General features: G+C 39.3%; 23 protein-coding genes and 1 pseudogene. 4 read left to right on the forward strand and 20 right to left on the reverse strand.

Annotated elements, in window-relative coordinates:
• A partial coding sequence (locus tag ACWOEC_RS02240; protein ID WP_455305897.1) for a transposase occupies nucleotides 1–146 on the forward strand: 146 nt, incomplete at its 5' end.
• A gap of 148 nt (nucleotides 147–294) precedes the next feature.
• Here the strand turns inward: ACWOEC_RS02240 and dnaJ are convergent.
• From dnaJ to ACWOEC_RS02270, 6 genes are all read right to left on the reverse strand, one after another.
• The gene (gene dnaJ, locus ACWOEC_RS02245; protein ID WP_297077267.1) at nucleotides 295–1,461 is read right to left on the reverse strand and encodes a molecular chaperone DnaJ; all 1,167 of its coding nucleotides are present in this window, start codon (nucleotides 1,459–1,461) and stop codon (nucleotides 295–297) included.
• Between the two features lie 125 nt (nucleotides 1,462–1,586).
• Entirely contained in the window at nucleotides 1,587–3,413 is a 1,827-nt protein-coding gene (gene dnaK / locus ACWOEC_RS02250) for a molecular chaperone DnaK (protein WP_455305644.1), read from the reverse strand.
• 51 nt (nucleotides 3,414–3,464) lie between these two features.
• On the reverse strand, nucleotides 3,465–3,983 hold the full coding sequence (gene grpE, locus ACWOEC_RS02255; protein WP_455305898.1) for a nucleotide exchange factor GrpE: 519 nt from the start codon (nucleotides 3,981–3,983) through the stop codon (nucleotides 3,465–3,467).
• A gap of 36 nt (nucleotides 3,984–4,019) precedes the next feature.
• Nucleotides 4,020–5,066, reverse strand: a complete 1,047-nt coding sequence (hrcA, locus tag ACWOEC_RS02260) for a heat-inducible transcriptional repressor HrcA (protein ID WP_455305646.1) — start codon at nucleotides 5,064–5,066, stop codon at nucleotides 4,020–4,022.
• A 161-nt stretch (nucleotides 5,067–5,227) separates the two neighbouring features.
• Entirely contained in the window at nucleotides 5,228–6,385 is a 1,158-nt protein-coding gene (hemW, locus tag ACWOEC_RS02265) for a radical SAM family heme chaperone HemW (RefSeq protein ID WP_455305648.1), read from the reverse strand.
• Between the two features lie 239 nt (nucleotides 6,386–6,624).
• Entirely contained in the window at nucleotides 6,625–6,951 is a 327-nt protein-coding gene (locus ACWOEC_RS02270; RefSeq protein WP_455305650.1) for a hypothetical protein, read from the reverse strand.
• A 433-nt stretch (nucleotides 6,952–7,384) separates the two neighbouring features.
• Between ACWOEC_RS02270 and ACWOEC_RS02275 the strand changes: the two genes are divergently transcribed.
• Together ACWOEC_RS02275 and ACWOEC_RS02280 are read left to right on the forward strand one after the other, a co-directional pair.
• Entirely contained in the window at nucleotides 7,385–8,113 is a 729-nt protein-coding gene (locus ACWOEC_RS02275; RefSeq protein ID WP_455305652.1) for a hypothetical protein, read from the forward strand.
• Nucleotides 8,110–8,283, forward strand: coding sequence for a hypothetical protein (locus tag ACWOEC_RS02280; RefSeq protein ID WP_455305654.1), 174 nt, complete (start codon nucleotides 8,110–8,112; stop codon nucleotides 8,281–8,283). The genes ACWOEC_RS02275 and ACWOEC_RS02280 overlap by 4 nt, the downstream gene beginning before the upstream one ends.
• 117 nt (nucleotides 8,284–8,400) lie before the next feature.
• Here the strand turns inward: ACWOEC_RS02280 and ACWOEC_RS02285 are convergent, their stop codons facing one another.
• The 14 genes and pseudogenes from ACWOEC_RS02285 to ACWOEC_RS02350 all read right to left on the reverse strand — a co-directional run bounded on the left by ACWOEC_RS02285 (nucleotide 8,401) and on the right by ACWOEC_RS02350 (nucleotide 22,895).
• A complete protein-coding gene (locus tag ACWOEC_RS02285; RefSeq protein WP_455305656.1) occupies nucleotides 8,401–10,131 on the reverse strand; it encodes an ABC transporter permease/substrate binding protein in 1,731 nt (576 codons plus the stop codon).
• Nucleotides 10,124–11,347, reverse strand: coding sequence for a quaternary amine ABC transporter ATP-binding protein (locus ACWOEC_RS02290; RefSeq protein WP_455305658.1), 1,224 nt, complete (start codon nucleotides 11,345–11,347; stop codon nucleotides 10,124–10,126). Before ACWOEC_RS02290 ends, ACWOEC_RS02285 begins: the two co-directional genes overlap by 8 nt.
• A 142-nt stretch (nucleotides 11,348–11,489) precedes the next feature.
• Nucleotides 11,490–12,134: a GntR family transcriptional regulator gene (locus ACWOEC_RS02295; protein WP_455305660.1), complete on the reverse strand. Its 645-nt coding sequence runs from the start codon at nucleotides 12,132–12,134 to the stop codon at nucleotides 11,490–11,492.
• Between the two features lie 12 nt (nucleotides 12,135–12,146).
• Nucleotides 12,147–13,088: a riboflavin biosynthesis protein RibF gene (gene ribF, locus ACWOEC_RS02300; protein ID WP_455305662.1), complete on the reverse strand. Its 942-nt coding sequence runs from the start codon at nucleotides 13,086–13,088 to the stop codon at nucleotides 12,147–12,149.
• 9 nt (nucleotides 13,089–13,097) lie between these two features.
• Nucleotides 13,098–14,018: a tRNA pseudouridine(55) synthase TruB gene (gene truB, locus ACWOEC_RS02305; protein ID WP_297077246.1), complete on the reverse strand. Its 921-nt coding sequence runs from the start codon at nucleotides 14,016–14,018 to the stop codon at nucleotides 13,098–13,100.
• A 101-nt stretch (nucleotides 14,019–14,119) separates the two neighbouring features.
• Nucleotides 14,120–14,467: a 30S ribosome-binding factor RbfA gene (gene rbfA / locus ACWOEC_RS02310; protein ID WP_297077245.1), complete on the reverse strand. Its 348-nt coding sequence runs from the start codon at nucleotides 14,465–14,467 to the stop codon at nucleotides 14,120–14,122.
• Between the two features lie 13 nt (nucleotides 14,468–14,480).
• A pseudogene (gene infB, locus ACWOEC_RS02315) lies at nucleotides 14,481–16,625 on the reverse strand (translation initiation factor IF-2); the annotation flags it as partial.
• A 164-nt stretch (nucleotides 16,626–16,789) separates the two neighbouring features.
• The gene (locus tag ACWOEC_RS02320; RefSeq protein ID WP_455305665.1) at nucleotides 16,790–17,098 is read right to left on the reverse strand and encodes a L7Ae/L30e/S12e/Gadd45 family ribosomal protein; all 309 of its coding nucleotides are present in this window, start codon (nucleotides 17,096–17,098) and stop codon (nucleotides 16,790–16,792) included.
• A complete protein-coding gene (rnpM, locus tag ACWOEC_RS02325) occupies nucleotides 17,091–17,387 on the reverse strand; it encodes an RNase P modulator RnpM (RefSeq protein ID WP_297077242.1) in 297 nt (98 codons plus the stop codon). The genes ACWOEC_RS02320 and rnpM overlap by 8 nt, the downstream gene beginning before the upstream one ends.
• Before the next feature lie 18 nt (nucleotides 17,388–17,405).
• Nucleotides 17,406–18,596, reverse strand: coding sequence for a transcription termination factor NusA (gene nusA, locus ACWOEC_RS02330; protein ID WP_455305667.1), 1,191 nt, complete (start codon nucleotides 18,594–18,596; stop codon nucleotides 17,406–17,408).
• A gap of 21 nt (nucleotides 18,597–18,617) precedes the next feature.
• Complete coding sequence (gene rimP, locus ACWOEC_RS02335) at nucleotides 18,618–19,091, reverse strand: ribosome maturation factor RimP (protein ID WP_297077239.1); 474 nt, start codon at nucleotides 19,089–19,091, stop codon at nucleotides 18,618–18,620.
• A gap of 154 nt (nucleotides 19,092–19,245) precedes the next feature.
• On the reverse strand, nucleotides 19,246–21,189 hold the full coding sequence (gene thrS / locus ACWOEC_RS02340) for a threonine--tRNA ligase (protein ID WP_455305670.1): 1,944 nt from the start codon (nucleotides 21,187–21,189) through the stop codon (nucleotides 19,246–19,248).
• Nucleotides 21,190–21,499: 310 nt separating this feature from the next.
• Nucleotides 21,500–21,676 carry a 2-hydroxymuconate tautomerase gene (locus tag ACWOEC_RS02345; RefSeq protein WP_297077235.1) on the reverse strand — a complete coding sequence of 59 codons (177 nt, stop codon included), beginning with the start codon at nucleotides 21,674–21,676 and terminating at the stop codon, nucleotides 21,500–21,502.
• Nucleotides 21,677–21,698: 22 nt separating this feature from the next.
• On the reverse strand, nucleotides 21,699–22,895 hold the full coding sequence (locus ACWOEC_RS02350; RefSeq protein WP_455305672.1) for a peptidoglycan bridge formation glycyltransferase FemA/FemB family protein: 1,197 nt from the start codon (nucleotides 22,893–22,895) through the stop codon (nucleotides 21,699–21,701).
• Nucleotides 22,896–23,072: 177 nt separating this feature from the next.
• On the opposite strand from ACWOEC_RS02350, the gene helD reads away from it, so the two are divergent.
• Nucleotides 23,073–25,328, forward strand: a complete 2,256-nt coding sequence (gene helD, locus ACWOEC_RS02355) for an RNA polymerase recycling motor HelD (protein WP_455305674.1) — start codon at nucleotides 23,073–23,075, stop codon at nucleotides 25,326–25,328.
• Nucleotides 25,329–25,381: the final 53 nt, after the last annotated feature.

A 25,381-nucleotide genomic window follows, 5' to 3' on the forward strand; every position in this document is an offset into this window, starting at 1 on the left:
CCATGATCTATCCCTATTCTAACGGAAAAATCGAAGCTAAAAACACGCATATCAAAACACTAAAACGAGTAAGTTACGGATTTAAATCCTTTGACAATATGAGAACGAGAATTTTTATGATGAATCAGTTAATCGTCATAAAATAACAAAAAAATCAGAGGAAGCAGATTTCTCTACTTCCTCTGATTTGTAAAATTTCTCTTCATCAGTCCTTATTGACAAAGAGCCGAAATTATCGGGCGTGATTCGGCTTATTTCTTAAAGCTATCCATTTTGGTCACAGCTTCTTTTTGCTTATTTTTTCTTACCACCAAATGCATCTTTAACTTTATCGAAAAAGCCTTCTGCATGTTGTTCTGTAGTACTTAAACCAGATGCTTTCGCAAATTCACGTAACGCATCTTTTTGCTGTTCATTTAAGTTTTTCGGTGTAATCAATTTCACGGTCACTTGTTGATCACCGTTTCCACCACCACGTAGACGAGGCGCTCCTTTACCACGTAAGCGGAATTTCGCACCTGTTTGGGTACCAGCAGGGATCTTCAATTTCACATCACCATGAACCGTTGGTACTTGGACTTCATCACCTAAAGCTGCTTGAACAAAGTTTAATGGCAATTCATAGTAAATCTCACCGCCATCACGTTCAAAAATATTTGACGATTTAACTCTGAAAATCACGTATAGATCTCCATAAGGACCACCGTTGGTTCCGGCTTCACCTTGAGAAGCTAAACGCATTTGTTGATCGTCTTCTACTCCAGCTGGAACAGTGACTTTTACTTTATGATTCGCTTTTTCATGCCCTGTTCCATGACACGTTTCACATGGATGCGCAATTTCTTTTCCTGTTCCATGACACACGTCACACGTTTGTTGTGTCATCACACGACCAAGCGGTGTTTGACGTTCTACATTGATACGACCTGCTCCGTGACATTTATGACAGGTTTCTGGTTGCGTACCTGGTTTTGCTCCGCTACCCTCACACGTATGACAGGTTTCTTCACGTTTATAGTGGATTTCTTTTTCTACACCAAAAACCGCTTCTTCAAACGTTAAATCGATAATGTATTGTAGATCTGCACCTTGTCTTGGAGCATTAGGATTAGCAGCACGTCCACCTCCGCCGCCAAAAAATGACTCAAAGATATCTTCAAAGCCACCAAAACCACCACCAGAGAATCCACCAGCACCGCCGAAGCCACCAAAGCCTCCGCCGCCACCATAGTTTGGATCTGTCCCGGCATGTCCATATTGATCATAAGCGGCACGTTTTTGTGGATCACTTAAAATTTCATATGCCTCTGAAACTTCTTTAAACTGAGCTTCAGCGCCTTCTTCTTTATTGATATCTGGATGGTATTTTTTGGAAAGCTTACGATACGCTTTTTTTATTTCATCGTCCGAAGCTCCTTTTTGTAAACCTAGGACTTCATAATAATCACGTTTTGTTGCCATGGGCTTCCCTCCGTTTTCTTCATATACCTTAGTATTCTAACATAGATTTTTTCAAGATGTTACTCAAATTTTATCAAAAGAAAAAGCCAAAGCAGTCGACTTTGGCTTTTTCAACGTGAACTAGATTATTTGTTGTCATCCACTTCTTCAAAGTCAGCATCGACTACATCATCAGCGCCACTTTGAGCTGCGTTAGGATCTGCTTGTGCTTGTTGTTGAGCAGCTTGTTCATACAATTTAACGGTTAAGTTTTGTACGATTTCGTTTAACGCATCACGTTTTGTTTTCATTGCTTCGATATCATTTGCTTCCACAGCCGCTTTTAATTCATCGCGCGCTTCTTCCGCTTTTTTCAATTCGTCTTCTTCGACTTTACCTTCAAGTTCTTTTGTTGTTTTATCTACAGTGAACAATAAAGCATCGACTTCATTACGTAGATCGACTTCTTCTTTACGCGCTTTATCTGCTTCAGCATTCGCTTCTGCATCTTTTACCATGCGTTCGATTTCATCATCAGATAAACCTGAAGAAGATTTGATTGTGATCGTTTGTTCTTTTTGTGTACCTAAATCTTTAGCCGATACATTTACGATACCATTTTTATCGATATCAAATGTTACTTCGATTTGAGGGATTCCACGTGGTGCTGCTGGGATATCTGTCAATTGGAAGCGACCTAATGTTTTGTTATCTGCTGCCATTGGACGTTCACCTTGTAATACGTGAATATCTACAGCTGGTTGGTTGTCTGCTGCTGTTGAGAAGACTTGTGATTTACTTGTTGGGATCGTTGTGTTACGATCGATCAATTTCGTAAATACGCCACCCATTGTTTCGATACCTAATGATAATGGAGTTACGTCAAGTAAGACAACGTCTTTTACATCTCCAGTGATTACCCCACCTTGGATCGCAGCTCCCATTGCCACTACTTCATCCGGGTTTACAGATTTGTTTGGTTCTTTACCAGTTTCTTTACGTACTGCTTCTACTACTGCAGGAATACGTGTAGAACCACCAACTAAGATCACTTCATCGATATCTGATTGAGATAAACCAGCATCTTTTAGTGCTTGACGTACAGGACCTTTTGTACGTTCTACTAAGTCAGCTGTGATTTCGTCAAATTTCGCACGTGTTAAGGTCATTTCTAAGTGAAGTGGACCTGCTTCTCCAGCTGTGATAAATGGCAAGCTGATTTGTGTGCTTGATACACCAGAAAGATCTTTTTTCGCTTTTTCAGCAGCATCTTTCAAACGTTGAACTGCCATTTTATCTTTACTTAAATCGATTCCATTTTCTTTTTTGAACGCATCTACCATGTGGTCGATGATTTTGTTATCAAAGTCATCCCCACCTAATAAGTTATCTCCAGCTGTTGACAATACGTCAAACACGCCGTCACCTAATTCAAGTACAGATACGTCAAATGTACCTCCACCAAGGTCAAATACTAAGATTTTTTCATCTTTATCTGTTTTGTCTAAACCATAAGCCAAAGCTGCTGCTGTTGGTTCATTAACGATACGTTCCACTTCTAAACCAGCGATTTTACCAGCGTCTTTTGTTGCTTGACGTTGCGCATCGTTAAAGTAAGCAGGAACAGTGATGACTGCTTTTTCAACTTTTTCACCTAGATAATCTTCTGCAAATCCTTTAATGTATTGTAAGATCATTGCTGAGATTTCTTGAGGTGTGTAGTTTTTACCTTCTACTTCAACTTTGTATCCAGGTTCGCCCATGTAGCGTTTGATTGAAGAAATCGTATTTGGGTTTGTTACAGCTTGGCGTTTTGCTACTTCACCCACTTGGATTTCACCATTTTTAAATGAGACAACAGAAGGAGTTGTACGATTTCCTTCAGGATTTGTAATGATTTTTGCTTCTCCGCCTTCTAATACAGCTACTGCAGAGTTTGTAGTTCCTAAGTCGATTCCGATAATTTTACTCATATCTAATTCTCTCCTTTTTCATTTTACATCAATATTGGTTTGATTTATTTTTTATTGTGCAACGATAACCATACTTGGTCGTAAGACGCGATCATGTAAGCGATAGCCTTTTTGTAAGACTTCCACGATCGTATCTGTTGCTTGATCTTCAGTTGCTGGGATCGTTTGTACTGCTTGATGCAGCATTGGATCAAACGGTTCACCTTTAGCCGGAATTTCTTCGATTCCTTCTTCTTTTAACGCATGTCGTAAGCTTTCTAAGACCATTTCAACGCCTTTTTTCAAGCTTTGACTTTGTTCATCCGTTACTTCAGCAGCCATTGCACGCTCTAAATTGTCGATTGCAGGCAATACTTTTTTCCCTAAATCTTGAGAACGGTATTTTTGCAACAATTCACGTTCGTTACGATTGCGTGAAGTAATATTCGCAATTTCCGCAGAAGCACGTAAGAACTTATCTTCCATTGCTTCAAATTCAGCTTTAACTGTATCTAGTTCAGATACAACCTCTTCTTCCATTGCTTCGGTCACTTGATCTTCTACAAGTTCCTCGACTTGTTCTTCTTGCATATCTTGCTCATGTTTTGTCACTTAATTCCATCCTTTCTATAGATGATAAACATGGTCTAATCCATTATAATAATTGGCTAATGTCGTGGATAGCTCATCTTTGAATAGATCCATTAAGCTATACATTTGCGCATAAGGCATATTCGCCGGGCCTAATAAGGCAATGGTTCCTAAGCCATGGTTTTCAATTTCATAGTTTGCTTGAATGATACTCATATTTTCTAGTAGATCCACACCGATCTCTTTTCCAATTTTGACTTGGATCGAGTCGTTTCTAGAAGCAAACAATTGACCGAGCGCTTCAGAATCTTTCATAAAATCATACAATTGTTTCACTGTCGTGCCACTTTGATTCGTTTCGAAATTCAATACATTCATCCGTCCACTAACGAATACCTTATCTTCAAACGCTTGACTGAGCAGATGATAAAACACATCTAAAATCCCTTCCGTCGATTGAAAATAGCGATTCATAATCATGGGAATCTCGGTTCGTAAACGATGGTATACCGTTAACAATGACTCATTAAGTAGACGCTCATTTACTATTGAAGCAATCATTTCTAAATCTTCAAGCTTCATCGTATCCGGAATTGTAAATACGCTACTTTGTACGTTATTTTTATCCGTTACAATAATCGTCACTACTTGTCTTTGATTTAACGGAATCATCCGAAACCCGGTTAGCTTGCGATCACTCATCTCCGGACCAAGTGCTAGTGCAGTATAATTTGTCATCTGGGATAATAATAGCGCAGATTGACGAATGATCTCATTGATTTCATGAAATTCTTTTGCAAAAGCATGTTTGATCATGACTGTCTCTTCTTTAGAGATCGTTTTTGGAACCAATAAATGGTCCACATAATAACGATACCCTTCTAATGAAGGAACACGTCCTGAAGAAGAATGGGTCTTTAATACTAACCCTTTTGCTTCTAATGTTTTCATCTCGTTTCGAATCGTAGCCGAACTCGCTTCAATTCCAGATTCCATCAATGTTTTCGAACCAACTGGCTGTTCATCGCTAGTATAGTTCTGGATGATAAGACGTAGAATCTCTTCTTGTCTATTGGTCAACATTTTCATCACCCCTTGTTAGCACTCGATATACTTAAGTGCTAATACAAGTATAAATATATCATATTCTAGATAATTGTCAAGAATTTCACTCACATTTTTAGCACTCTTTTATATCAAGTGCTAAAAACCGCTAGAGTCCAATTGCTCTAGCGGTTTCGTAACTATTTATCCAATAAAAAACGTTCAAATACTTCATTTCCTACAAACATTCCTGCTTTCGTTAAAGCGATTGCTTCTTTTGTTTCGATCAACCATCCTTTAGCAATCAGTTCATCTAAAACTGGTCGATATAACGCGTCGATCGTTGTCGAAAATTTCGTTGCAAAGTGTGCTTTTGACACACCCGTTTGTTTCCGCAACCCTAAAAAGAGTTCTTCTTCGATTTGATTGACTCTAGCAATCGGTTCTTGCTCCATAATGGGGAGAGTTTGTTCGCGTAATGGGTTGAGATAATGCTGGATCGGACCAAAATTACGATAGCGGGTCTGATCGGCATACCCGCTAGCACCTGCTCCAAACCCAAAGTATTCCTCATTGTTCCAATACACTAAATTATGCTTGGATTCAAAGCCAGGTTTTGCAAAATTACTGATTTCATATTGGTGATGCCCTGATTTTTCCATTGCTTCAATCGTTTGCTCAAACATCGTCACTTCGACTTCTTGACTAGGTAATTCCATTCGCCCTTGGCGGACCCAATTCATAAACATCGTTTTATTTTCTAAAATTAACGAATACAACGAATAATGCGGCAAGTCAAAGGCTAACGCTTGCGCTAAGGTATCCGAAAATCCTTCAAGCGTTTGACCAGGTAAAGCATAGATCAAATCGATACTGATATTGTGGAATCCTTCTTTATCAAGCAAGACTAACGTATCGTAAACATCTTGCGCGGAATGTTTACGCCCAATCTTTTTCAACAAACGGTCGTCAAATGTTTGTACCCCCATCGACAGACGATCGATGCCATAATTTTTCATGACTTGTAGTTTTCCTTTTGTCAAATCACCGGGATTTGCTTCAATCGTAAATTCTTTAACCGTCTCCATCGGAAAGCGCGACACGACTCCAGAAAGTAAGGCATCGAGCTGCGCTTCATTTAAAGAAGTCGGTGTGCCACCTCCGATATAGATCGTAGGAGATGCGGTGATCGGTTGTTTAGCTAGCGCCAATGAGATCTCATCTAATAAACGTGTCACATATTCGTCGACTGGTTGTCCTTCTAAAAATACTTTATTAAAATCACAATAAAAGCAGATATGTTCACAAAATGGGATGTGAATATAAGCGGATCGTTGCAATTGTGTTGGTTGATTCATGATTATCAAATTCCTCTTCATTCTTTTGGTCTTTGGTTAGTGTACCACAAAACCATTACGATCCACACTGTTTAAAAGTCTGAATGTATTATCTTTCTTTTAGGGTAATGATTTGCTCCACTAGAATATCATCTTGACTGATTTACTTTTTGGCCTTTTCAGGATCTTTTTTTACAGCTTCGATCGTCTGCTCTTGATCAGAAAAAATAAAGACCCCTACGGCACCATTTTTTGATTGATTATATGGGACAAAAGCAGTAGGTCTTGTCAAAAGACCTACTGCTTTTGTAAGCATCCATCTCTCCATATTTAGTGTCGGATACAGACATCTTGACTTCAGATGTTGCCTTTCCTTCTTTTTGCGCTACACTAAATGTGACAGTATAGGTTATAGTGGAAGGTACTTGACTATTTTTTGTCGACATTTCATCTGTACTTGTATTCGCTCGTAGATCCTTGCTTTCAATCTCGATATATTCGTCTTCTTTTTGCGTAATCGTATAGATTGTTTGGTCTTTTTCTTTTGTTACAGTAAATTCTGGTTCTGTTTTTGTACTCGTCTTCACGATAAACAATCCAATCCCGATCAATACAACGAGCCCTACTATACCTAATATACTTCATTTTCATAAAACTCACTCCCTTACCTAAAATTTGAATACAATCATTTTTATTTCATTTTAATTTAAGAGATTCTTCAACATAAAACCGAAATGTCAAAATACTACTTTCACTCGTGTGCTAAATTTAATTTTACTATCAAAATCGTGATTTCATTTCTGAGCGAGTTCAAAAAAAATGCATAACTTTTATAGTACAATCACTTGTCTACTCATTTAACTGCTATGCACTAACCGCTTTACAAAAATCTAAACACAAAAGGTAATTTCACTTTTAACCTCTTATTCTATATACTTGTAAGTAAGAGATCGTTTGGGATGGATAACCTACCATTTTCTTTAAGTGATCTTATTTTTGAATAAGAAAGAAGGGAAAAACATGAAAAAAAGTGTATTGATTGGGTTTTGTGCGACAATTTTACTCACAGTTAGTGCCACAGCATTGACTACCACTATCGTTTATGCAGAAAGTCAACCACCTGTAATGACCGAAAAAAATACAGTTATAAGTACATGGGGTACAGCAAAAGTAACCTTTGATACCAAAACAGGTACTTTACGTGTTGAAAACGGTGTAATCTATGATGCTGCTACACTTTCAGAAGTTGAAAAGAATTCAGAATTTGTGGACGCCTCTCAAAAAATTGCTCGTAAAGAAGTGAAACATCTTTTGTTTGGAGAAAATGTTTCTATTAAAAATAGCGAATCAGCTTGGCAATTAGATGGAACTGCAACATCGCTTGCACAATTTAAAGAAGAATTTACTCATTTTGATCAATTGACGTTCATTTTGGGTGAGCTAGGCAATCCAAATCTGCCATATCCAGCACCGTTCGCCCACGGAGTTATCCAGGATGTTTATCGTGCGTATAACCCAAATTCTGGAGATCATCTTTATACGATGTCTAAAGATGAATTTAATTATGTTGTCGATAAAGGATGGAAAAACGAGGCTGTAGCATACGCAGGATATGACTGGTCAACGGTACCGATTTATCGTATTTATAATCCAAATTCTGGTGAGCATATGTTTACGACGAACCAAGGTGAATATTTTGCACTATATGAAGCGACTTGGATTCCAGAAGGGATTTCATTCAAACAATGAATACACAAGCCGTATACCGTGCCTTCAATCCGAATGCTGATGGACCGGGAAGCCATTTATTTACTAAAAATGCCTCTGAGATCCAACATTTAGTCGATGTTGGTTGGAAAAATGAGGGGACAGCTTATTTTGTTCCTACCGGGGCAGATATGTTGGAAAATGAAAAATAAAACTAGAATGAGTACAACAAATGAATAGCTTATTCTATAACATCTTTTACCATGTAAAGTCACTCTACAAAAAGCAAAACAAAAAAAGAAGCCATATTCAGATGACTTCTTTTTTGTTTATTTAGTCCATTCGTCGACTTTATCTTGATTTTTTTCAATCCAGTTTTGTGCTGCTTTTTCAGGTGACACGCCATTAGAAATTTCAAGCATTACAGATTCAACATCATCTGTTGTCCAGTTAAAGTTGTCTAATACTTCATTGACTTCTGGCATATCATCTTTGAATCCTTCACGTGTCATGGTATGGATGCTTTCTGCTCCACCCATTGTCTCTTTTGGATCTTCAAGATATTTCAAGTCATATTTTGCAAACATCCAATGTGGTGACCAACCTGTGATCACGATCGGTTGTTTGTTTTGGTACGCTTGATCTAACGCAACCATCATCGCACCAGATGAAGAAGTCGAAACTTTCCAATCTGCTAAGTTTGGATAAGACTCTTGGGTTTTTTCAGCTGCAGCTACTGCACCTGAACCAGGTTCGATCCCAACGATTTCTTTGTTAGCTTGGTCTTTTAGGTCTTCGATTGAATTCACGTCCATATAAGATGGCACAACTAATCCAACTTTAGCTCCTTCAAGGTTCGGTCCTAAATCGACCAATTGATCTTTATATTTTTCATATTGTGGTTTATGCGTACTTGGTAACCAAGCAGATAACATCGCATCTGACTGACCAGTTGCCACAGATTGCCACATGATCGCATTATCTAAAGGGGTTAAGTTTACGGTGTAGCCCATTTGTTTCAAAACTTCACCGACAACATTCGTTGATGCAACTTCAGTATCCCACTCCACATAAGCTAAGTTTACCGTACCTTTCGCTCCAGCTTGATTATCTTTACCATTAAAGAAAGCACCACTTACGATTGATACTACGATAGCAGCAAGTGCTACGACTGTCACAATACGAGAAGTTTTCTTGCTAACAGATTTTTCTTTTTGGTGATTTGGTTTATTGATCAATTGTGTGAAACGGTCGATAATAATCGCTAAGATTACTAAGGCTAACCCGTTTACAAAACCATTTCCGACTTGCGCATGTTGTAAGGCAGATAATACTCCACGACCTAGACCAGGAGCTCCGATCATCGACGCGATCACGACCATTGACAATGCAAGCATTGTTGTTTGGTTGATCCCAGCTAAAATCGTACTTTTTGCTAATGGCAATTCTAATTTGAATAGACGTTGACGTCCCGTACTACCAAATGAATCCGATGCTTCAACCAATTCTTTAGGAATTTGACGAATCCCTAAGTTCGTAAAACGAACAGTTGGTGGTAAAGCAAAGATTACAGAGGCAAATACCCCAGGAACCATCCCGATACCAAAGAAGGCAACAGCTGGAATCAAGTAGACGAAACCAGGCATGGTTTGCATGAAGTCAAGAATCGGTTGGATCACTTTTTCTGCACGATCACTTTTGGCCATCCAGATCCCTAGTGGTACCCCAATGATGATCGACACTAAACTGGATACGATCACTAACGTCACGGTATTCATCAAGTCGCCCCACAAGTTTTGATTGTAGATGTATAGCAATCCAATAAAACTAAACGCAGCTAATCCCCATTTACGGCCAGAAATCATAAAGGCTGCGACAGTCATCACGACAATAAACAATAACGGATTAATCAATGTTAATACGTTAGTAATAAAGTTCATTCCGGCAGTTCCGCCGTCTTGAACGACTTGAAATAATCCAGAAAAAGTTGTAGTTATCCAGCTTGATGCACTTTCAACCCAATCTGCAACTGGAATCGATTGTTGTAAAAAATTATCCATTTAACATTTCCTCCTCAATGATTGATTCTTCGATAGGTCCTTCTGTATCAGCCAAAGCTTCAATCACACTACCGCGAATCACAACTCCCATTAATTTTTCATTGTCATCGACAACAGCTAATGGAGTTGGAGAATCATAAATCAAGTTGAAAATGTCCGTGACTAATGTATCTGCATGGACTTTCTTCACATTTTTATCGATTACTTCTTTTAATGGTAAATTATTTTTACGAGCGTCACGAGCAGATTCTGCCGTTAAGCTTCCTTTTAATTTACGCTGTTTGTCGATTGCAAGTAACATACTTACTTCTTCTTTACGCATACGTGTTAACGCAACGTTTGGTCCATCGATTTCGATGTTTGTGGTAATCGCAGGAACCATAATGTTTTGCGCCGTCAAGACTTTCGAGCGATCCACATCTTCTACGAATTCGCGGACAAAGTCATTGGCTGGGTTTGTTAAGATTTCCTCACCCGTACCGATCTGCATGATTTGACCATCTTTCATCAAGGCGATGCGATCACCAATGCGTAAAGCTTCATTTAAGTCATGAGTGATGAAGATGATTGTTTTTTGAACTTTTGTTTGTAGTTCCAATAACTCATCTTGCATTTCACGACGGATCAACGGGTCAAGCGCTGAAAAAGCTTCATCCATCAATAAGATTTCTGGGTCATTTGCTAATGCACGGGCTAGCCCCACACGTTGTTGCATCCCACCAGATAATTGATTTGGATATTGATCTTTAAATGAGATCAAACTAGAATTTTCTAACGCTTGTTCGGCTTTTTGTGTACGTTCTTCTTTTGGTACACCACGAACTTCCAAACCATATTCCGTATTTTCTAAAATCGTACGGTGTGGGAATAGCCCAAAGTTTTGGAATACCATGTTGATTTTGTGACGACGGACCTCGCGTAATTCTTCTTTATTCATTTTTGCGATATCTTCACCATCGATATAGATATCTCCATAAGAAGGATCGATCAAGCGATTGATCAAGCGAACGAGTGTCGATTTCCCACTACCAGATAGACCCATAATTACGAAGATTTCCCCTTCATTCACTTCGAAATTCGCGTCATAAACTCCAACCGTTGCTCCGGTTTGTTCTAAGATTTCATTTTTCGATTTATTTTGTTTTACTAATTCTAACGCCTGTTGTTGACGTTTCCCAAAGATTTTTGTTAAATGTTCCACTCGAACTTTTACCAAAAATATCACTCTCCTATTTCTGATTTAAATATTAAAAAAATATCAAACTGACCATACTATATTAACATCGTGTGGTCAGTTTGTCAAAAAATTGAACCGAAACTTTTCATGAAAAAAAGTTCCGGCTCAATGTAAGCTGATATTAACGGGTTTCATTCGCATAAAAAAAGTTAGATACACGTTGGTAAACGACTTCACTTCCAACAAAAAACACTCGATTGCCAACACTTAGTTTCGCGTACGGCCCTGGAGAAATAATTGTTTCCGTATCTGTTTGAATGGCAATAATCGTTCCACCTGTTTGATGCCAAAAGTTTAAATCTTTGATACTCACTTCTAAGTTACGTGCTTCACTCGTCAAAAAAATCTCATATGGTACAAAAGGCAATTGATCGTGAACTTGCTTCATTTGACGCACCAAGTCATTTAACAACTGATATTGTCGTTCAGCTTCTTCTTTAGATCGCTGGATACTTTCTTTCATATCTTCACGAATCATTTGAATGGTCTGGATCCCCTTATATTGCTCAACAAAATCATGTGCTTTTTCTTTTGATGATACAAATGCACCACTTCCATGTTTGACGTCCATAATTTGTAGATCCACTAACACATTGATCGCTTTGCGTGCCGTTTCTGGTGAAACATTAAAATGCGTCGCAAGTGTCGAGCGTGCATGGATTTTTTCCCCAATACGGTAACGGCCTTCCACAATACGTTCCGCGATTTCAATTGCAACTTGTTGATATTTCGGTAAGCCCGTCGTTGTTTTTGTTTTTTCGCCCAAATAACCCCTCCTTTATTTGTCAGTAAAGTAAGCACGACTATTTTTTTCATCTAATTGTAGTTGCGTGACCAAAGCGTCCACTGAAGGATAGGCTTCTTGATCACGTAGATAAGCCAACCAACGTACTTCAACATGTTCGCCGTAAATATCTTCGTGAAAGTCAAAAATATTTACTTCCACTGTAATAGGTCGATTTTTTTCAAAGGTATCATTTCGACCAATAGACCCCATTGAAGGATACCACGTATCACCGATCAAAATCTCGGTTACATAAACCCCTTCTTTTGGTAAACGCACTGTCGATTTGGTTTGGATATTGGCAGTCGGAAACCCTAATAAACGTCCTCTAGCATCTCCATGAACGACCAACCCTTCTGTTACGTATTCATACCCTAACATTGTATTCACTTCCTCCATTTCTCCTGCAGCTAACGCTTGACGGATGCGCGTTGAGCTGACCTTTTCACCTGTTAGCGTCTTTTTAGGTACCGTAATGACCTCAAAACGTTCCTTGGCATAAAGCGGTAAATGCTCCATCGCCGCGATTTCTTTGGGTCCATACGTATAATCAAACCCCGCAACGACAACTTTCGCTTGCCAATTGACGATATATTGATCGACAAATGCTTGCGGAGATAGACTAGCAAATCCTGAAGTAAAATCGACAACAAATAAGTAATCCACGCCTTGTTGTGCCATCAAGTTTGCTTTTTGTTTCACTGTTGTTAAATACTTCATCGAATGTGGCGCGATTTTCTTAAATACGATCGATGGATGTTGATTAAATGTCATCACAGCTAATTTAATGCCTAATTCGTCTGCCTTTTTACGCCCTGTTTCAATCACTTTTTGATGTCCTTTGTGTACCCCGTCAAAAAAACCCAATACCAAAACCATGGGTTCATTAGGTAGTTGTTCTTGATGATAAGGATGTCTAATCTCAATTACTTGCATACTGTCTCCTTAATCGTTTCGAAATACTTTTAGCGGTTTTAAAACCGTCGTCTTCTCATCATAGCGATAGTATAAACTTACAACGTTTTCTTGATAAAACAAAGCAATCGGCTCACTTGGAACATGTTGAAGGCCAAAAACAGTATAGTCTAAACGCATTCCATTTTTGACTTGTTGGTATAAACGATCACTAATATCGACTCGATCAAATTTTTTCACACCATACTCGATCGGCAAAATAAAGTCTTCTAAGCGATTTTCTTCTTTTGCTTCTTGAACTTGACTTAACGTCAATGCCTGTGCTTTTGTAAATCCACCACTTTGCGTCCGAACAAGATCTGACATATGCGCTGGATAGCCTAATGCTTTGCCTAGATCAACAGCTAAAGTGCGAACATAGGTCCCTTTGCCACACGCTACTTTAAAGTACCATGACTGTGTTTGTGTTTCTTGATCGAACACTGGCTCTGTTGTGCGTTCAAAAGAAGTGATCACAGCTTTTCTGATTGGACGCTCCACTTCTTCGTTATTGCGCGCGTACTCGTAAAGTTTACGACCGTTGACTTTGACAGCTGAATACATAGGAGGAATCTGTGTGATCTCTCCTACCATACTTGCCATTTTTTCATCGATCTCGATCGTTGTAAGTGGCGCAAGTACCGCTTTTTGCTCCACTACTTCCCCTGATTTATCTTCAGTTGTCGTACTAAAACCTAGCGTGATCTCTCCTTCGTAAACTTTACCCGAATCGGTCAAAAATTCGATCACTTTGGTTCCTTTACCGATGCAAATCGGTAAAATGCCTTCTACATCAGGATCAAGTGTTCCGCCGTGTCCAACTTTTTTTGTTTGCAAGATCTTTCTTAATTTAAATACACAATCGTGGCTCGTCATGCCACGCTCTTTCCATAACGGTAAGATACCATCCATGGTTTACACCTCTCTTTTTTTAACTGCTTTATTATAGCATATCCATCTATCAAGTTTGATCATAAAAAAAGAGTATCGACCGCGGTCGATACTCTACTTGTTTACTCTTTGTTTAAATCGCGTAACAACTGATCGATTTTTGTTCCATATTGAACTGATTGATCAATCTCAAAAACAAGTTCTGGTGTTTTATATAACGTGAGTGCGTGTCCGAGTTCACGACGGATCAGACCAGAAGATTTTTCCAATCCTTTTTGCGCCTTTTCACGATCAGAAGCCAAGTCAGATAAAATACTGTAATAAATTGTTGCTTGTTGCAAATCACCTGTAACGTGAACATCTGTAATGGTCACATCTTGTACACGTGGGTCACGCACTTTTTTACGTAAGATTTGATTGACTTCTTTTAAAATTTCTTGTGCCACTCGACGGTCTCTATAGTTTGCCATAGTATCCCTCCTATTAGTCGGCTTTGATTTCTTCCATTACAAAGCCTTCGATGATGTCATCTACTTTAAGGTCATTGAATTTTTCAACCATTGCTCCACATTCATACCCCATGCGGACTTCTTTGGCATCGTCTTTGAAGCGTTTCAAGCTTTCTAATTTACCTTCGTAAATCACGATTCCTTCACGGATCACACGTACGCCACTGTCGCGACGGATAAAGCCTTCTGTAACGTAAGCTCCAGCAATCGTTCCGACTTTCGAAACTTTATACGTTTCACGAACGATCATTTGACCAGTGATTTTTTCTTCGAATTCAGGATCAAGCATTCCTTTCATCGCTGTTTCGATTTCTTCGATCGCTTTATAAATGATACGGTGCAAGCGAATATCGACTTCTTCTGCTTCTGCTTGTTGTCTTGCTTGAGGTGTTGGGCGAACGTTAAATCCGATGATAATCGCATTACTTGCTGCAGCAAGCGTTACGTCACTTTCATTGATTGCGCCAACTGCTGAATGGACGATTTTCACACGTACGCCTTCAACATCGATTTTTTGTAATGAAGCAGCTACCGCTTCTGCTGAACCTTGCACGTCTGCTTTGACGATGACGTTAACATCTTTTAACTCGCCTTCTTTAAGACTAGCAAATAGGTTTTCTAATGTTACACGGCTGCTACTTGCACGTTGTTCTAACAACGCACGTTTGGCACGCTCTTCACCAGCGGCACGAGCTGATTTTTCATCATCAAAGACTACAAAACGATCGCCTGCTTGAGGTACATCATTTAATCCTGTAATCTCAACTGGTGTTGCTGGTCCTGCTGCTTTATCGCGACGACCCAAGTCATTGGTCATCACACGTACACGACCAAAAGTATTTCCAACTACGATTGGGTCTCCCACGCGTAATGTCCCTTGTTGGACAAGTAACGTCGATACTGGACCTTTTCCTTTATCTAAACGAGCTTCGATTACTGTACCGATCGCATTTTGAGTTGGATCTGCTTCTAAATCTTCCACTTCAGCAACTAAAAGGATCATTTCTAGTAATTCTTCAATGTTTTGACCGAATTTCGCTGAGATTTCAACAAAGATCGTATCGCCACCCCAAGCTTCAGGAATCAATTGGTGTTCACTTAATTCTTGCATCACGTGTTGTGGGTTCGCACCTGGTTTATCGATTTTATTTACTGCTACGATGATTGGCACACCGGCAGCTTTCGCATGGTTGATCGCTTCAACTGTTTGTGGCATTACCCCATCATCTGCTGCAACGACTAAAATCGTGATATCTGTGATACTTGCTCCACGCGCACGCATACTTGTAAAGGCCGCATGTCCTGGTGTGTCTAAGAATGTGATTGGCTTGCCGTGGATATCGATTTGATACGCTCCGATATGTTGCGTGATTCCACCAGCTTCACCACTTGTCACACGTGAGTTACGCAATGTGTCTAGTAATGTTGTTTTCCCATGGTCAACGTGTCCCATGATCGTAACAACTGGCGGGCGAGCCACTAGATTTTCTTTTTTCACTTCTTCTGGTTCAAAGAATTTGTCGATATCGGCAATATCCACTTGTACTTTTTCTTGTGGTTCCATACCGTAGTCGGTTGCTAATAATTCGATCGTATCTTTATCTAATGGTTGATTTTGATTGACCATGACACCCATCATAAAGAGTTTTTTAATGATTTCAGCTGGCTCACGGTGAATTTTTTTCGCGATATCCGCAACATTCATTCCTTCTGTATATTCTAATACATCTGGTAATTCACGGAATTTACGTGCTGGTACAGCTGGTTTTTTCTCTTGGTTATGATTTGGACGGCCTTTTTTCCCTTTTTTATTGAAACGATTACGGTTGTTGCCATAGTTGTTGTTGCGTCCACGATTATTGTTATTGCCACCGCCTGATGTATTGCGGTTTTGCGTGTTTCCACCATTGCTGTTACGATTTTGGGTAGTTCCAGTCGTATTCGAACGGTTTTGTGTTGTATTTCCACTCGTTGTATTGCTTCGTTGCGCAGTATTGCCAGTCGTGTTACTACGGTTTTGTGTATTGTTGTTACGGCTTTGCGTATTGTTATTACGATTTGCATTATTTCCTGCTGGACGCGTAGTATTGCTGCGATTTGCTGCAGGCTTCGTATTTTTTTGGTTAGATTGGTTCGTTTGATTAGATTGAGTCATCTAGTTTTAGTACTTCCTTAATGAGTATTCCGATTTTAGAGGTTATTGCCTCTCTTGCCAGATTCGTGGTTTATCTTCGATCGGTACCTTGTTTAAAGGATGAGTCCGTACTTCACCCCGTAGCTAAGCTACATTTCTTCTAAGAGCAATTCTTTAATGCGACGGGCAAAACCTTGGTCTACCACGCCTATGACCATTCGTGGCTTGCCGATTGACTGAACGATTTCTTCAGACGTAAAGGTATCCAGTACTGTCACATGATAGAATGCACCTTTATCTTTGATTTTTTTTTGCGTATTTTGGCTAGCATCTGATGCAACAAAAACTAATGGTACGTTTTGTTGACGAATCTCTCGTAACACGAGTTCTTCACCACTTACGATTTCCCCTGCTCTCATGGCTAAGCCTAACATATTTTTCGCTTTTTGTTTATTCATTTGCAAAAAGTTCCTGACGTGCTTTTTGATGTGCTACATAATCCACTAATTCTTGATAGAATTCGTCAGAAAGTGTCGTTTCAAACACTCGATCTAAGATTTTTTTGTCCCAAGCTAATTGGGCTTCTTTAGGATCAATGGCAATATATGCTCCTCTGCCAGGCATACGACCGGATGGATCGATCGCAACGTCTCCTTCTTTCGACCGTGTGATACGCAAGAGTTCTTTTTTAGGAAACATTTCGTTCGATACGACCGATTTTCTTAATGGAATTTTACGTTTTTTCATGAAAAATCCCTCCCTTGTTTACTCTTCGATTAGTTCATCTGAAACTTCTTCAACCAATGTTTCTTCGACTAATTGTTGGTTTTCTTCTACTGCCGCAGCTAAATCATCGCTGACGATTTCTTCTTCAATAAGCGCTTCTTCTTTACTTGCTTGTTCTTTTTGTTCATAAAGAGCAGCCATATCTGATTCTGATTTGATGTCGATTTTAAATCCAGTCAATTTTGCAGCTAATCGTGCATTTTGACCGCGTTTTCCAATCGCTAGTGATAATTGGTAATCTGGAACGACTACTGTACACGCCTTTGGATTAGTTTGATCAAAAATCACATCAGAAACTTCTGCAGGATTTAAAGCATTGGCAATAAAGACAGCTGGATCTTCATTCCATTCAACAATATCCATATTCTCGCCTTTTAATTCATTGACTAAGGCTTGAACACGTTGGCCTTTTGGTCCTACACATGTTCCAACTGGATCGATATTTTCATCATGTGAACGCACAGCGATTTTCGAGCGATCTCCTGCTTCACGAGCAATGCTTACGATCTCAACGATACCATCATACACTTCTGGCACTTCTTGTTCGAATAAGCGACGTAATAAATCTGGATGGCTACGACTTACAAAAACTTGTGGTCCTTTTGACGTATTTTCAACACGTGACACGTAAACTTTGATTCGATCATGTGGTTGATAAAATTCGTTGGCCATTTGGTCTTGTTTTGATAAAACAGCTTCGATCTTCCCTAAATTCACGTAGATGTAACGGCTATCTTGACGTTCAACGACCCCTTGCATAATATCTTTTTCGTAAGCGCTAAATTCATTATAGATAATTGAACGTTCTGCTTCACGAACACGTTGTAAGATCACTTGTTTTGCCGTTTGGGCTGCAATTCGACCAAAATCTTTAGGAGTAACTTCAAAGCGGATCTTATCCGCAATTTCATAAGCAGGATTGATCAACATCGCATCTTTTAACGAAACTTCTAATTGCGAATCCATTACTTCTTCAGTGACTTCTTTAACTGCAAATACATGGATGTTGCCTTTTTTGCGGTCAAATTCTACCTCAACGTTTTGCGCTTGGCCATAATGACGTTTATATGCAGAAATCAATGCCGCTTCTAAAGCTTCGATTACGACTTCTTTTGATACTCCTTTTTCTGCTTCTAACGCATCTAGTGCGTTTAACATTTCTTTACTCATGATTAATTATATCCTCCGTTATTAAAATTGGATCGCTAAACGCGCTTTCGCGATGTTTTTGCGCTCAAACACGACTGTTTTTTCTCTTGTTTTGATACGATACGTCAATGTCAATGTTTCTGCCGTGACTTCGTTTAAAATACCTTCATATTGTTTTTGTCCATCGATCGCTTGATACAGTGAAATATGGATAAATGATCCCACCGCTTTTTCAAAATCTTTTTCCTTCTTCAACGGACGCTCAGCACCTGGCGAAGAGATTTCTAAAAAATAAGCTTGAGGGATTGGATCAGGATCCATAGCATCTAATTTTTCACTGACTTGTTCACTGACATACGCACATTCTTCAATATCGATGCCGCCTTCTTTGTCAATAAAAATACGTAAGAACCAGCTTTTTCCTTCTTTGACAAATTCTACTTCTACCAACTCGAACTGTTTTTCTTCTAAAATTGGCAGTACTACTTCGGTTACAGTTTCCACAACTGAACTCAACTACGATCGCCTCCTTAAACATGAACCGGAGCTTGTTTCCATTAAAAAGAGTGAGGGATAAAAACCCCTCACTCAGCTCAAGTATCATTATACTTGTAGTATATCACTTTTTCGTTTAAAACTCAACTGTTGCGCGCGTTTCTCTTAAGTCGACTTAATCTAAAACACGACTATAGTTGTTCACGTCTGCTAATAGTGCAGCAACAAATTCATCTACACTCAACACACTTGTTTCTTTGCTACCGTAACGACGGATATTCACACTGTGATCTTGTGATTCTTGATCTCCTACTACCAATTGATATGGGATCTTTTGGGTTTGAGCGCCACGGATCTTATATCCCATTTTTTCATTACGTGAATCGACTTCTACACGAATGCCGACTTCTTGTAATTTTTGTTTCAATTCAAAGGCATATTCGCTATGCGCTTCTACTGAAACTGGGATAATCATCGCTTGAACTGGTGCTAACCATGTTGGGAAAGCCCCTTTATATACTTCAGTCAGATACGCCACAAAACGTTCCATTGTCGATACGATTCCACGGTGGATTACGACTGGACGATGCGTATTCTCGCCATCTTCACCCACGTAAGTTAGATCAAAACGTTCTGGTAGCAAGAAGTCTAATTGAATCGTCGATAATGTTTCTTCCATTCCTAAAGCAGTTTTTACTTGTACATCTAATTTAGGACCGTAAAACGCTGCTTCTCCTTCTGCTTCAAAATAGTCTAAACCAGATTCATCCATAGCAGCTTTTAGCATGGTTTGCGCGTTGATCCACATTTGATCATCATCGAAATATTTTTCAGTATTTTCTGGATCGCGATAGCTTAAACGGAAGCGGTAGTCGGTAATGCCAAAATCTTTATAAACAGCTAACATGATATCTAGTGTCCGTTTAAATTCATCTTTGATTTGATCTGGACGAACAAAAGTATGTCCATCATTTAAGGTCATCTCACGCACCCGTTGTAATCCAGATAGTGCTCCTGATTTTTCGTAGCGGTGCATCATTCCAAGTTCTGCAATTCTTATCGGCAATTCTCGGTAAGAATGGATATCGTTTTTATAAACCATCATGTGATGCGGACAGTTCATCGGACGAAGCACTAGCATTTCGCCATCGCCCATATCCATTGGTGGGAACATATCTTCATGGTAATGATCCCAGTGACCAGAAGTCTTATACAAATTGACATCCGCCATAATCGGTGTATACACATGTTGGTAGCCTAAGCTGATTTCTTTATCTACGATGTAGCGTTCGATTGTACGGCGAATCGTTGCCCCTTTTGGCAGCCAGAACGGTAATCCTGATCCAACTTCTTGTGAGATCATGAAAAGATCTAGTTCTTTTCCTAATTTACGGTGATCACGTTCTTTGGCTTCTTCACGCATCCGAATAAATTCTTTTAATTCTTTTTTATCAAAAAAGGCGGTTCCGTATACCCGTTGCATCATGTGGTTATTCGAATTTCCGCGCCAGTAAGCTCCTGCTACTGAGAGCAGTTTCACTACTTGGATACGTCCAGTTGATGGCACGTGTGGTCCACGGCAAAGGTCGACGAATTCGCCTTGCTCATACGCTGTAATCACTTCATCTTCTGGTAACTCATTGATCAATTCTTCTTTATATGGGTCTCCTGCAAACAAGTCTAGAGCTTCTTGTTTTGTTAAGACACGTCGAGTGATCGGTAGATTTTCTTTGACGATTTTGGCCATTTCGGTTTCGATCGCTGTTAGATCTTCAGCAGTAATCGGATGTTCTCCGTTATCAGTATCATAGTAAAATCCTGAATCGATCGCAGGACCTACGCCAAAATGGATCGATGGGTATAATCGGCGCATTGCTTGTGCCATTAAATGCGCAGAAGAGTGACGGATTAAACCAAGTGCATCTTCGTGATCAGGTGTAACGATTTCGATTTTCCCACCTGTTGTGATTGGTAAATCTAAATCAATCAATTGCCCGTCTAATTTTCCTGCTAAAGCTTTTTTTGCTAAACTTTTTGAAATACTTTCTGCGATTTCTTTTGTTGTAATGCCAGATTCAAACGATTTTACAGCGCCGTCTGGAAAGATAATTTCAATCATGTGAATTCCTCCTTAAGATAGTGATTGATCAGGACACAAAAAAAGTCCTAATAGCTTAGGTCGCTATTAGGACGAAAGTCATCGTGGTTCCACCTAAATTCAAATACAGTACACTGTATTCCTCAATGCGTTAACGGTGCATGCCGCCCTTGTTTCAACAAGGGTTTCGAAAGTGGTCAGCCTTTGGTTTTCTCCTAAGAGTGTTTCAGCCTAGCACTCTCTCTCTAATCGAAGACTCTCAAATTTTGTTGTCTTTCTCATCAATCAATTATGGTATCATTTAACCACTATTTTTTTGAAAATGCAAGTATTATTTCCATTCTCCATTGACCCCATACGTGCCTTTTTTCATTTCATTGATAATAATATGGATATGTTCTTTTGGCGCACCAGTATTTTTGTGAACAGCTTCCGTTACGTCTTTCATCATGTTCTCTAAGGCTTCTGGTGTACGTCCTTCAACTAGTTCAATATGGACAAATGGCATGGTTCATTCCTACTTTCTCAAGTTATTTTTGGGTTCGTTTTTCATAAGCTTTCTTAATGATACCATAAACCAAGCGGTTGGTCGTCGGTAAATCAAACTCACCGCTATATTCATGGATCTCTGGGTGAAAATTCTTTTTGAATCCAATCAAGCCATCATTTAAATGACCATCAATTCCACCTAAATTACAGTAATGATAATCTTTGCTCGCTTCTTGCATCGATTGAAACCACGTCAGATAGGCTGGCATATAATGTTTAAAGTTCTCATCCATCCCGGCATATAACAATTCACTCGTCTGACCATACGGGATACTCAACGTACCGCTGATAAACCGTTCCTCTGAACCATGTTCGGCGATTTCTTCAACTAGCCGTGCAGCCTCTTTTTCTAAACTCATTTGCGTTTCCAATAATTTCGTCCGTTTTTTCGTTTGGTGTTCTGCTAATGTTGCAAGTGCTTCTGTCGTTTCATTTAAGGCTTTTTGCACCTCTAACTGTCGCGCTCCTAGATTGATCATTCCAAGCATCAAAAAACTTTCTGGATACGTCTCTAATAGACGTTTGAAATACGCTTTCTCACGCAAAGAAATCCCTTGACGTTTGGCTGTTTTTTCCATCAAATCTGAGAAAACATCGATTTTTTCCACACCAAAGCGTGCGACCGTAACACCACGCTTTTGCGCAGTCTTTACGCCTTGGCGACCTTTTTTCGTTAATGACGCTAGCGAGAAATCCGTTAGATCGACTACCGCTTGAAAGCGCGGTTGGATCGTATCATGTAAATTTAAAGTCAATGGCCCTTGCTCAAATCCTGCATCGACTAAAGAGTTAGCGATCGTTTCATTTAAAATCGCAGTATCTGGTTTCTCAAGATAGAATTTACGTCGTAAAAGCGGCGGATCCATTTTCACGAATACCGCTTTTTCTGCTTTAGCAATACGCTTTAATTCACGAACAAACGGCTTGATCGTCTCTTGATTGTATTCCATGATCGGTCCTTTAGGGATATAGAGCATCGAACGACCTAAAGGAAGGTTTCGTTTTAAAATCAGTACCGTCCCAGACAACTGGTCATCTAGAAAGATCCCTAGATGAAGGCTTCCCCATCCCGATTTAATCTCACTCCATTGATACGATTGCAAAACGGTAGCCATCGGATTACCTTCATTAAATTGATCATATAAGCGTTGATCTAATGGTTTTAATTCATATTTCACGTGACATATCCCTCATTTTTCTTCATTCTATCGACAATGTTAGAAGTACTTTTTAGGAAAGTCAACCTTTATCTAAATCCAAAAGAAAAAATTTATGGGATTCTTTGAATTGTTTTCATGAACCTTTTCCCAAAACTATGCTATACTTTTAAGGCACCATTTTAAGGAGGTTTCAAAATGACTGAACGTAAATATGAACAACAGCATTTAAGCGAAACGATCAAGACGATCACATTAGAAAATCAAGTCTTGACTAAACAAAAGACCGCATTAGAACAAACGCTACAAAGCGGCGTGAAAGAACTGACTGAAAATAAGATCAATACTGGAAATGAAGAAGCGTTTTACGAATCGGTATTGGTCTATCAAGAATATGAAAAAGACTTGCAATTAAAATACCGTAGCGCAGATATGATCGACAAACGTTTGCACACGTTAGCGACAATGAAAAATAGCCCTTACTTCGCACGCATCGACTTTACTGAAGGCCAAGAAGCTGCCGAGACGTTGTATTTAGGGATCGCCTCATTGCGTGACACTAAAGAAGAACCAGTGATTGTCGACTGGCGCGCTCCGATTGCCAATCTCTACTATGAAGGAGAATTAGGGACGACATTTTACGAAACCGATCAAGATCGTTTTGAAGTTGAATTATTGCTAAAACGTCAATTTAAGATCCAACAAGGCGATTTGGTCTCAATGGTCGATACATCAGAAATCATTAACGATGAATTTTTACTAGACATCTTAGATGAAGCTTCTTCTTCAAAAATGAAAAATATCGTTTCGACGATCCAAAAAAGTCAAAATGAAATTATTCGAGATACCTCGCATAAAAACGTCTTGATCGAAGGGATCGCCGGCAGTGGAAAGACATCGGCTTTACTACAGCGCGTCGCTTTTTTACTGTATCATCATCGAAAATGGTTGCATGATGAGCAAGTGTTATTGTTCTCACCAAACCATTTATTCTCTGATTATATCGCGATGGTTTTACCTTCATTAGGTGAAAGTGAAGTACCTACCCGAACGTTTAAAACATTTTTACACGAACTTTTACCACACTATCAATTACTTGAAGAAGACGATGCAGAACATGCTTTTTTAGAAGGAACCATCAATCCGATCGAACAAATCAAAAATGGATTAAGTGTGATCCAAGAAATCCCGCGTTATATCCGTTCGATCACTGCAGTCGGTCCACTTTTTCGTGATTTAAAAATCAAAGGAAAAACCTATATCACGAAAAAACAATTACGGACATGGTATCAAGAAACCAATGATCTCTTGCCCTTGTATCAACGAACGCAATTGTTGCAAGCAAAAGTGTTAAAAAAACTTGCTGGTCTAGAACGTGATGAGATGAAAGAAAAATGGCTACAAGACGCAGCAGAAGAAAAAATGACGGAGATTTTCGAGTCTGATCCTAATCGCGAATACACTGAAGCCAAAGAACGCGCCTTGCGTAAACAAGTGCGACAAGCGATCGCAAAACGTAAATTCCGTTCCATGCGTCGTGGGATTGAAGCATTCCAATTTATCAATCAACCCAAACAATATGTGCACTTTTTGCAAACGATCGGTACTAAAATTTGTCAACATTATTCATTAGATGAAATGATTTGGTCAGAACATTTGACGACACTTAAACAACAATTCCGTCAAAAAGCTTTGTATTCAGAAGATATTCTGTTGTTATTCTTACTGACAAAACAACTCTATCCAGTTTATGTTGAACAAAAAGCTCGTTTCATTTTTATCGATGAAATGCAAGATTTCCCACCAGCACAAGTGGCTTTGTTAAAACAACTATATCCTGATGCCCATATTACATTATGTGGAGATCTAAACCAAAAGGTATTCGGAAATGATACAATCGTTTCTGAGCTAGATCATTTATTTGTCGACCAAGAAGTTAAACGGTACCAATTAACGACAAGTTATCGTTCGACTGAAGAAATCACAGCGTTTGCCAATGGACTCTTATCGCAAGAAGAAACCGTCCAATTGACAGCACGTAATGGTAAAAAACCGATGATTCTCACTCGGACAGCCACGCAACAAATCGCTGAACTTTCACGTTTACTCAAACAAGATACACCAGCTCATTGGCGCACGGCAATCATTTGCAAAACGACCAAAGAATGCCAAGAGATCTATGCTGCTTTATCACTAGCAGAACAAGAACAAGTTCAATTGATCGATACCGACGAAACGTTCATGAAAAAATCGATTATTTTGATTCCCTGTTTCCTAGCTAAAGGATTAGAGTTTGATCGCGTTATCGGCATGCCGATTTCAACAAATTTCGCAACGGATCAAGATCGTTTCGTATTGTATACATTAGCGACACGTGCGATGCACGAGTTGATTTTATTAACAGATGGTACTTCACCATTACTTTTATCTTTAGACCCTCACACTTATCAATAACAAAAAGGCATCCTAAAGCGATACTGACCGCAAAAAGTTAACGTTTTTGCAGT

This window comes from Enterococcus bulliens (assembly GCF_053761865.1).

Bases quoted from the DNA above. Each gene is read 5' to 3' on its own strand.
- ACWOEC_RS02320 (WP_455305665.1), bottom strand. From the start codon at position 17,098: ATGAATAAACAAAAAGCGAAAAATATGTTAGGCTTAGCCATGAGAGCA.
- thrS (WP_455305670.1), bottom strand. From the start codon at position 21,189: ATGATTGAAATTATCTTTCCAGACGGCGCTGTAAAATCGTTTGAATCT.
- rnpM (WP_297077242.1), bottom strand. From the start codon at position 17,387: ATGAAAAAACGTAAAATTCCATTAAGAAAATCGGTCGTATCGAACGAA.
- truB (WP_297077246.1), bottom strand. From the start codon at position 14,018: ATGGATGGTATCTTACCGTTATGGAAAGAGCGTGGCATGACGAGCCAC.
- ACWOEC_RS02345 (WP_297077235.1), bottom strand. From the start codon at position 21,676: ATGCCATTTGTCCATATTGAACTAGTTGAAGGACGTACACCAGAAGCC.
- ACWOEC_RS02280 (WP_455305654.1), top strand. From the start codon at position 8,110: ATGAATACACAAGCCGTATACCGTGCCTTCAATCCGAATGCTGATGGA.
- nusA (WP_455305667.1), bottom strand. From the start codon at position 18,596: ATGAGTAAAGAAATGTTAAACGCACTAGATGCGTTAGAAGCAGAAAAA.
- dnaJ (WP_297077267.1), bottom strand. From the start codon at position 1,461: ATGGCAACAAAACGTGATTATTATGAAGTCCTAGGTTTACAAAAAGGA.
- ACWOEC_RS02275 (WP_455305652.1), top strand. From the start codon at position 7,385: ATGAAAAAAAGTGTATTGATTGGGTTTTGTGCGACAATTTTACTCACA.
- helD (WP_455305674.1), top strand. From the start codon at position 23,073: ATGACTGAACGTAAATATGAACAACAGCATTTAAGCGAAACGATCAAG.
- rbfA (WP_297077245.1), bottom strand. From the start codon at position 14,467: ATGGCAAACTATAGAGACCGTCGAGTGGCACAAGAAATTTTAAAAGAA.
- ACWOEC_RS02285 (WP_455305656.1), bottom strand. From the start codon at position 10,131: ATGGATAATTTTTTACAACAATCGATTCCAGTTGCAGATTGGGTTGAA.
- hemW (WP_455305648.1), bottom strand. From the start codon at position 6,385: ATGAATCAACCAACACAATTGCAACGATCCGCTTATATTCACATCCCA.
- ribF (WP_455305662.1), bottom strand. From the start codon at position 13,088: ATGCAAGTAATTGAGATTAGACATCCTTATCATCAAGAACAACTACCT.
- grpE (WP_455305898.1), bottom strand. From the start codon at position 3,983: ATGCAAGAAGAACAAGTCGAGGAACTTGTAGAAGATCAAGTGACCGAA.
- dnaK (WP_455305644.1), bottom strand. From the start codon at position 3,413: ATGAGTAAAATTATCGGAATCGACTTAGGAACTACAAACTCTGCAGTA.
- hrcA (WP_455305646.1), bottom strand. From the start codon at position 5,066: ATGTTGACCAATAGACAAGAAGAGATTCTACGTCTTATCATCCAGAAC.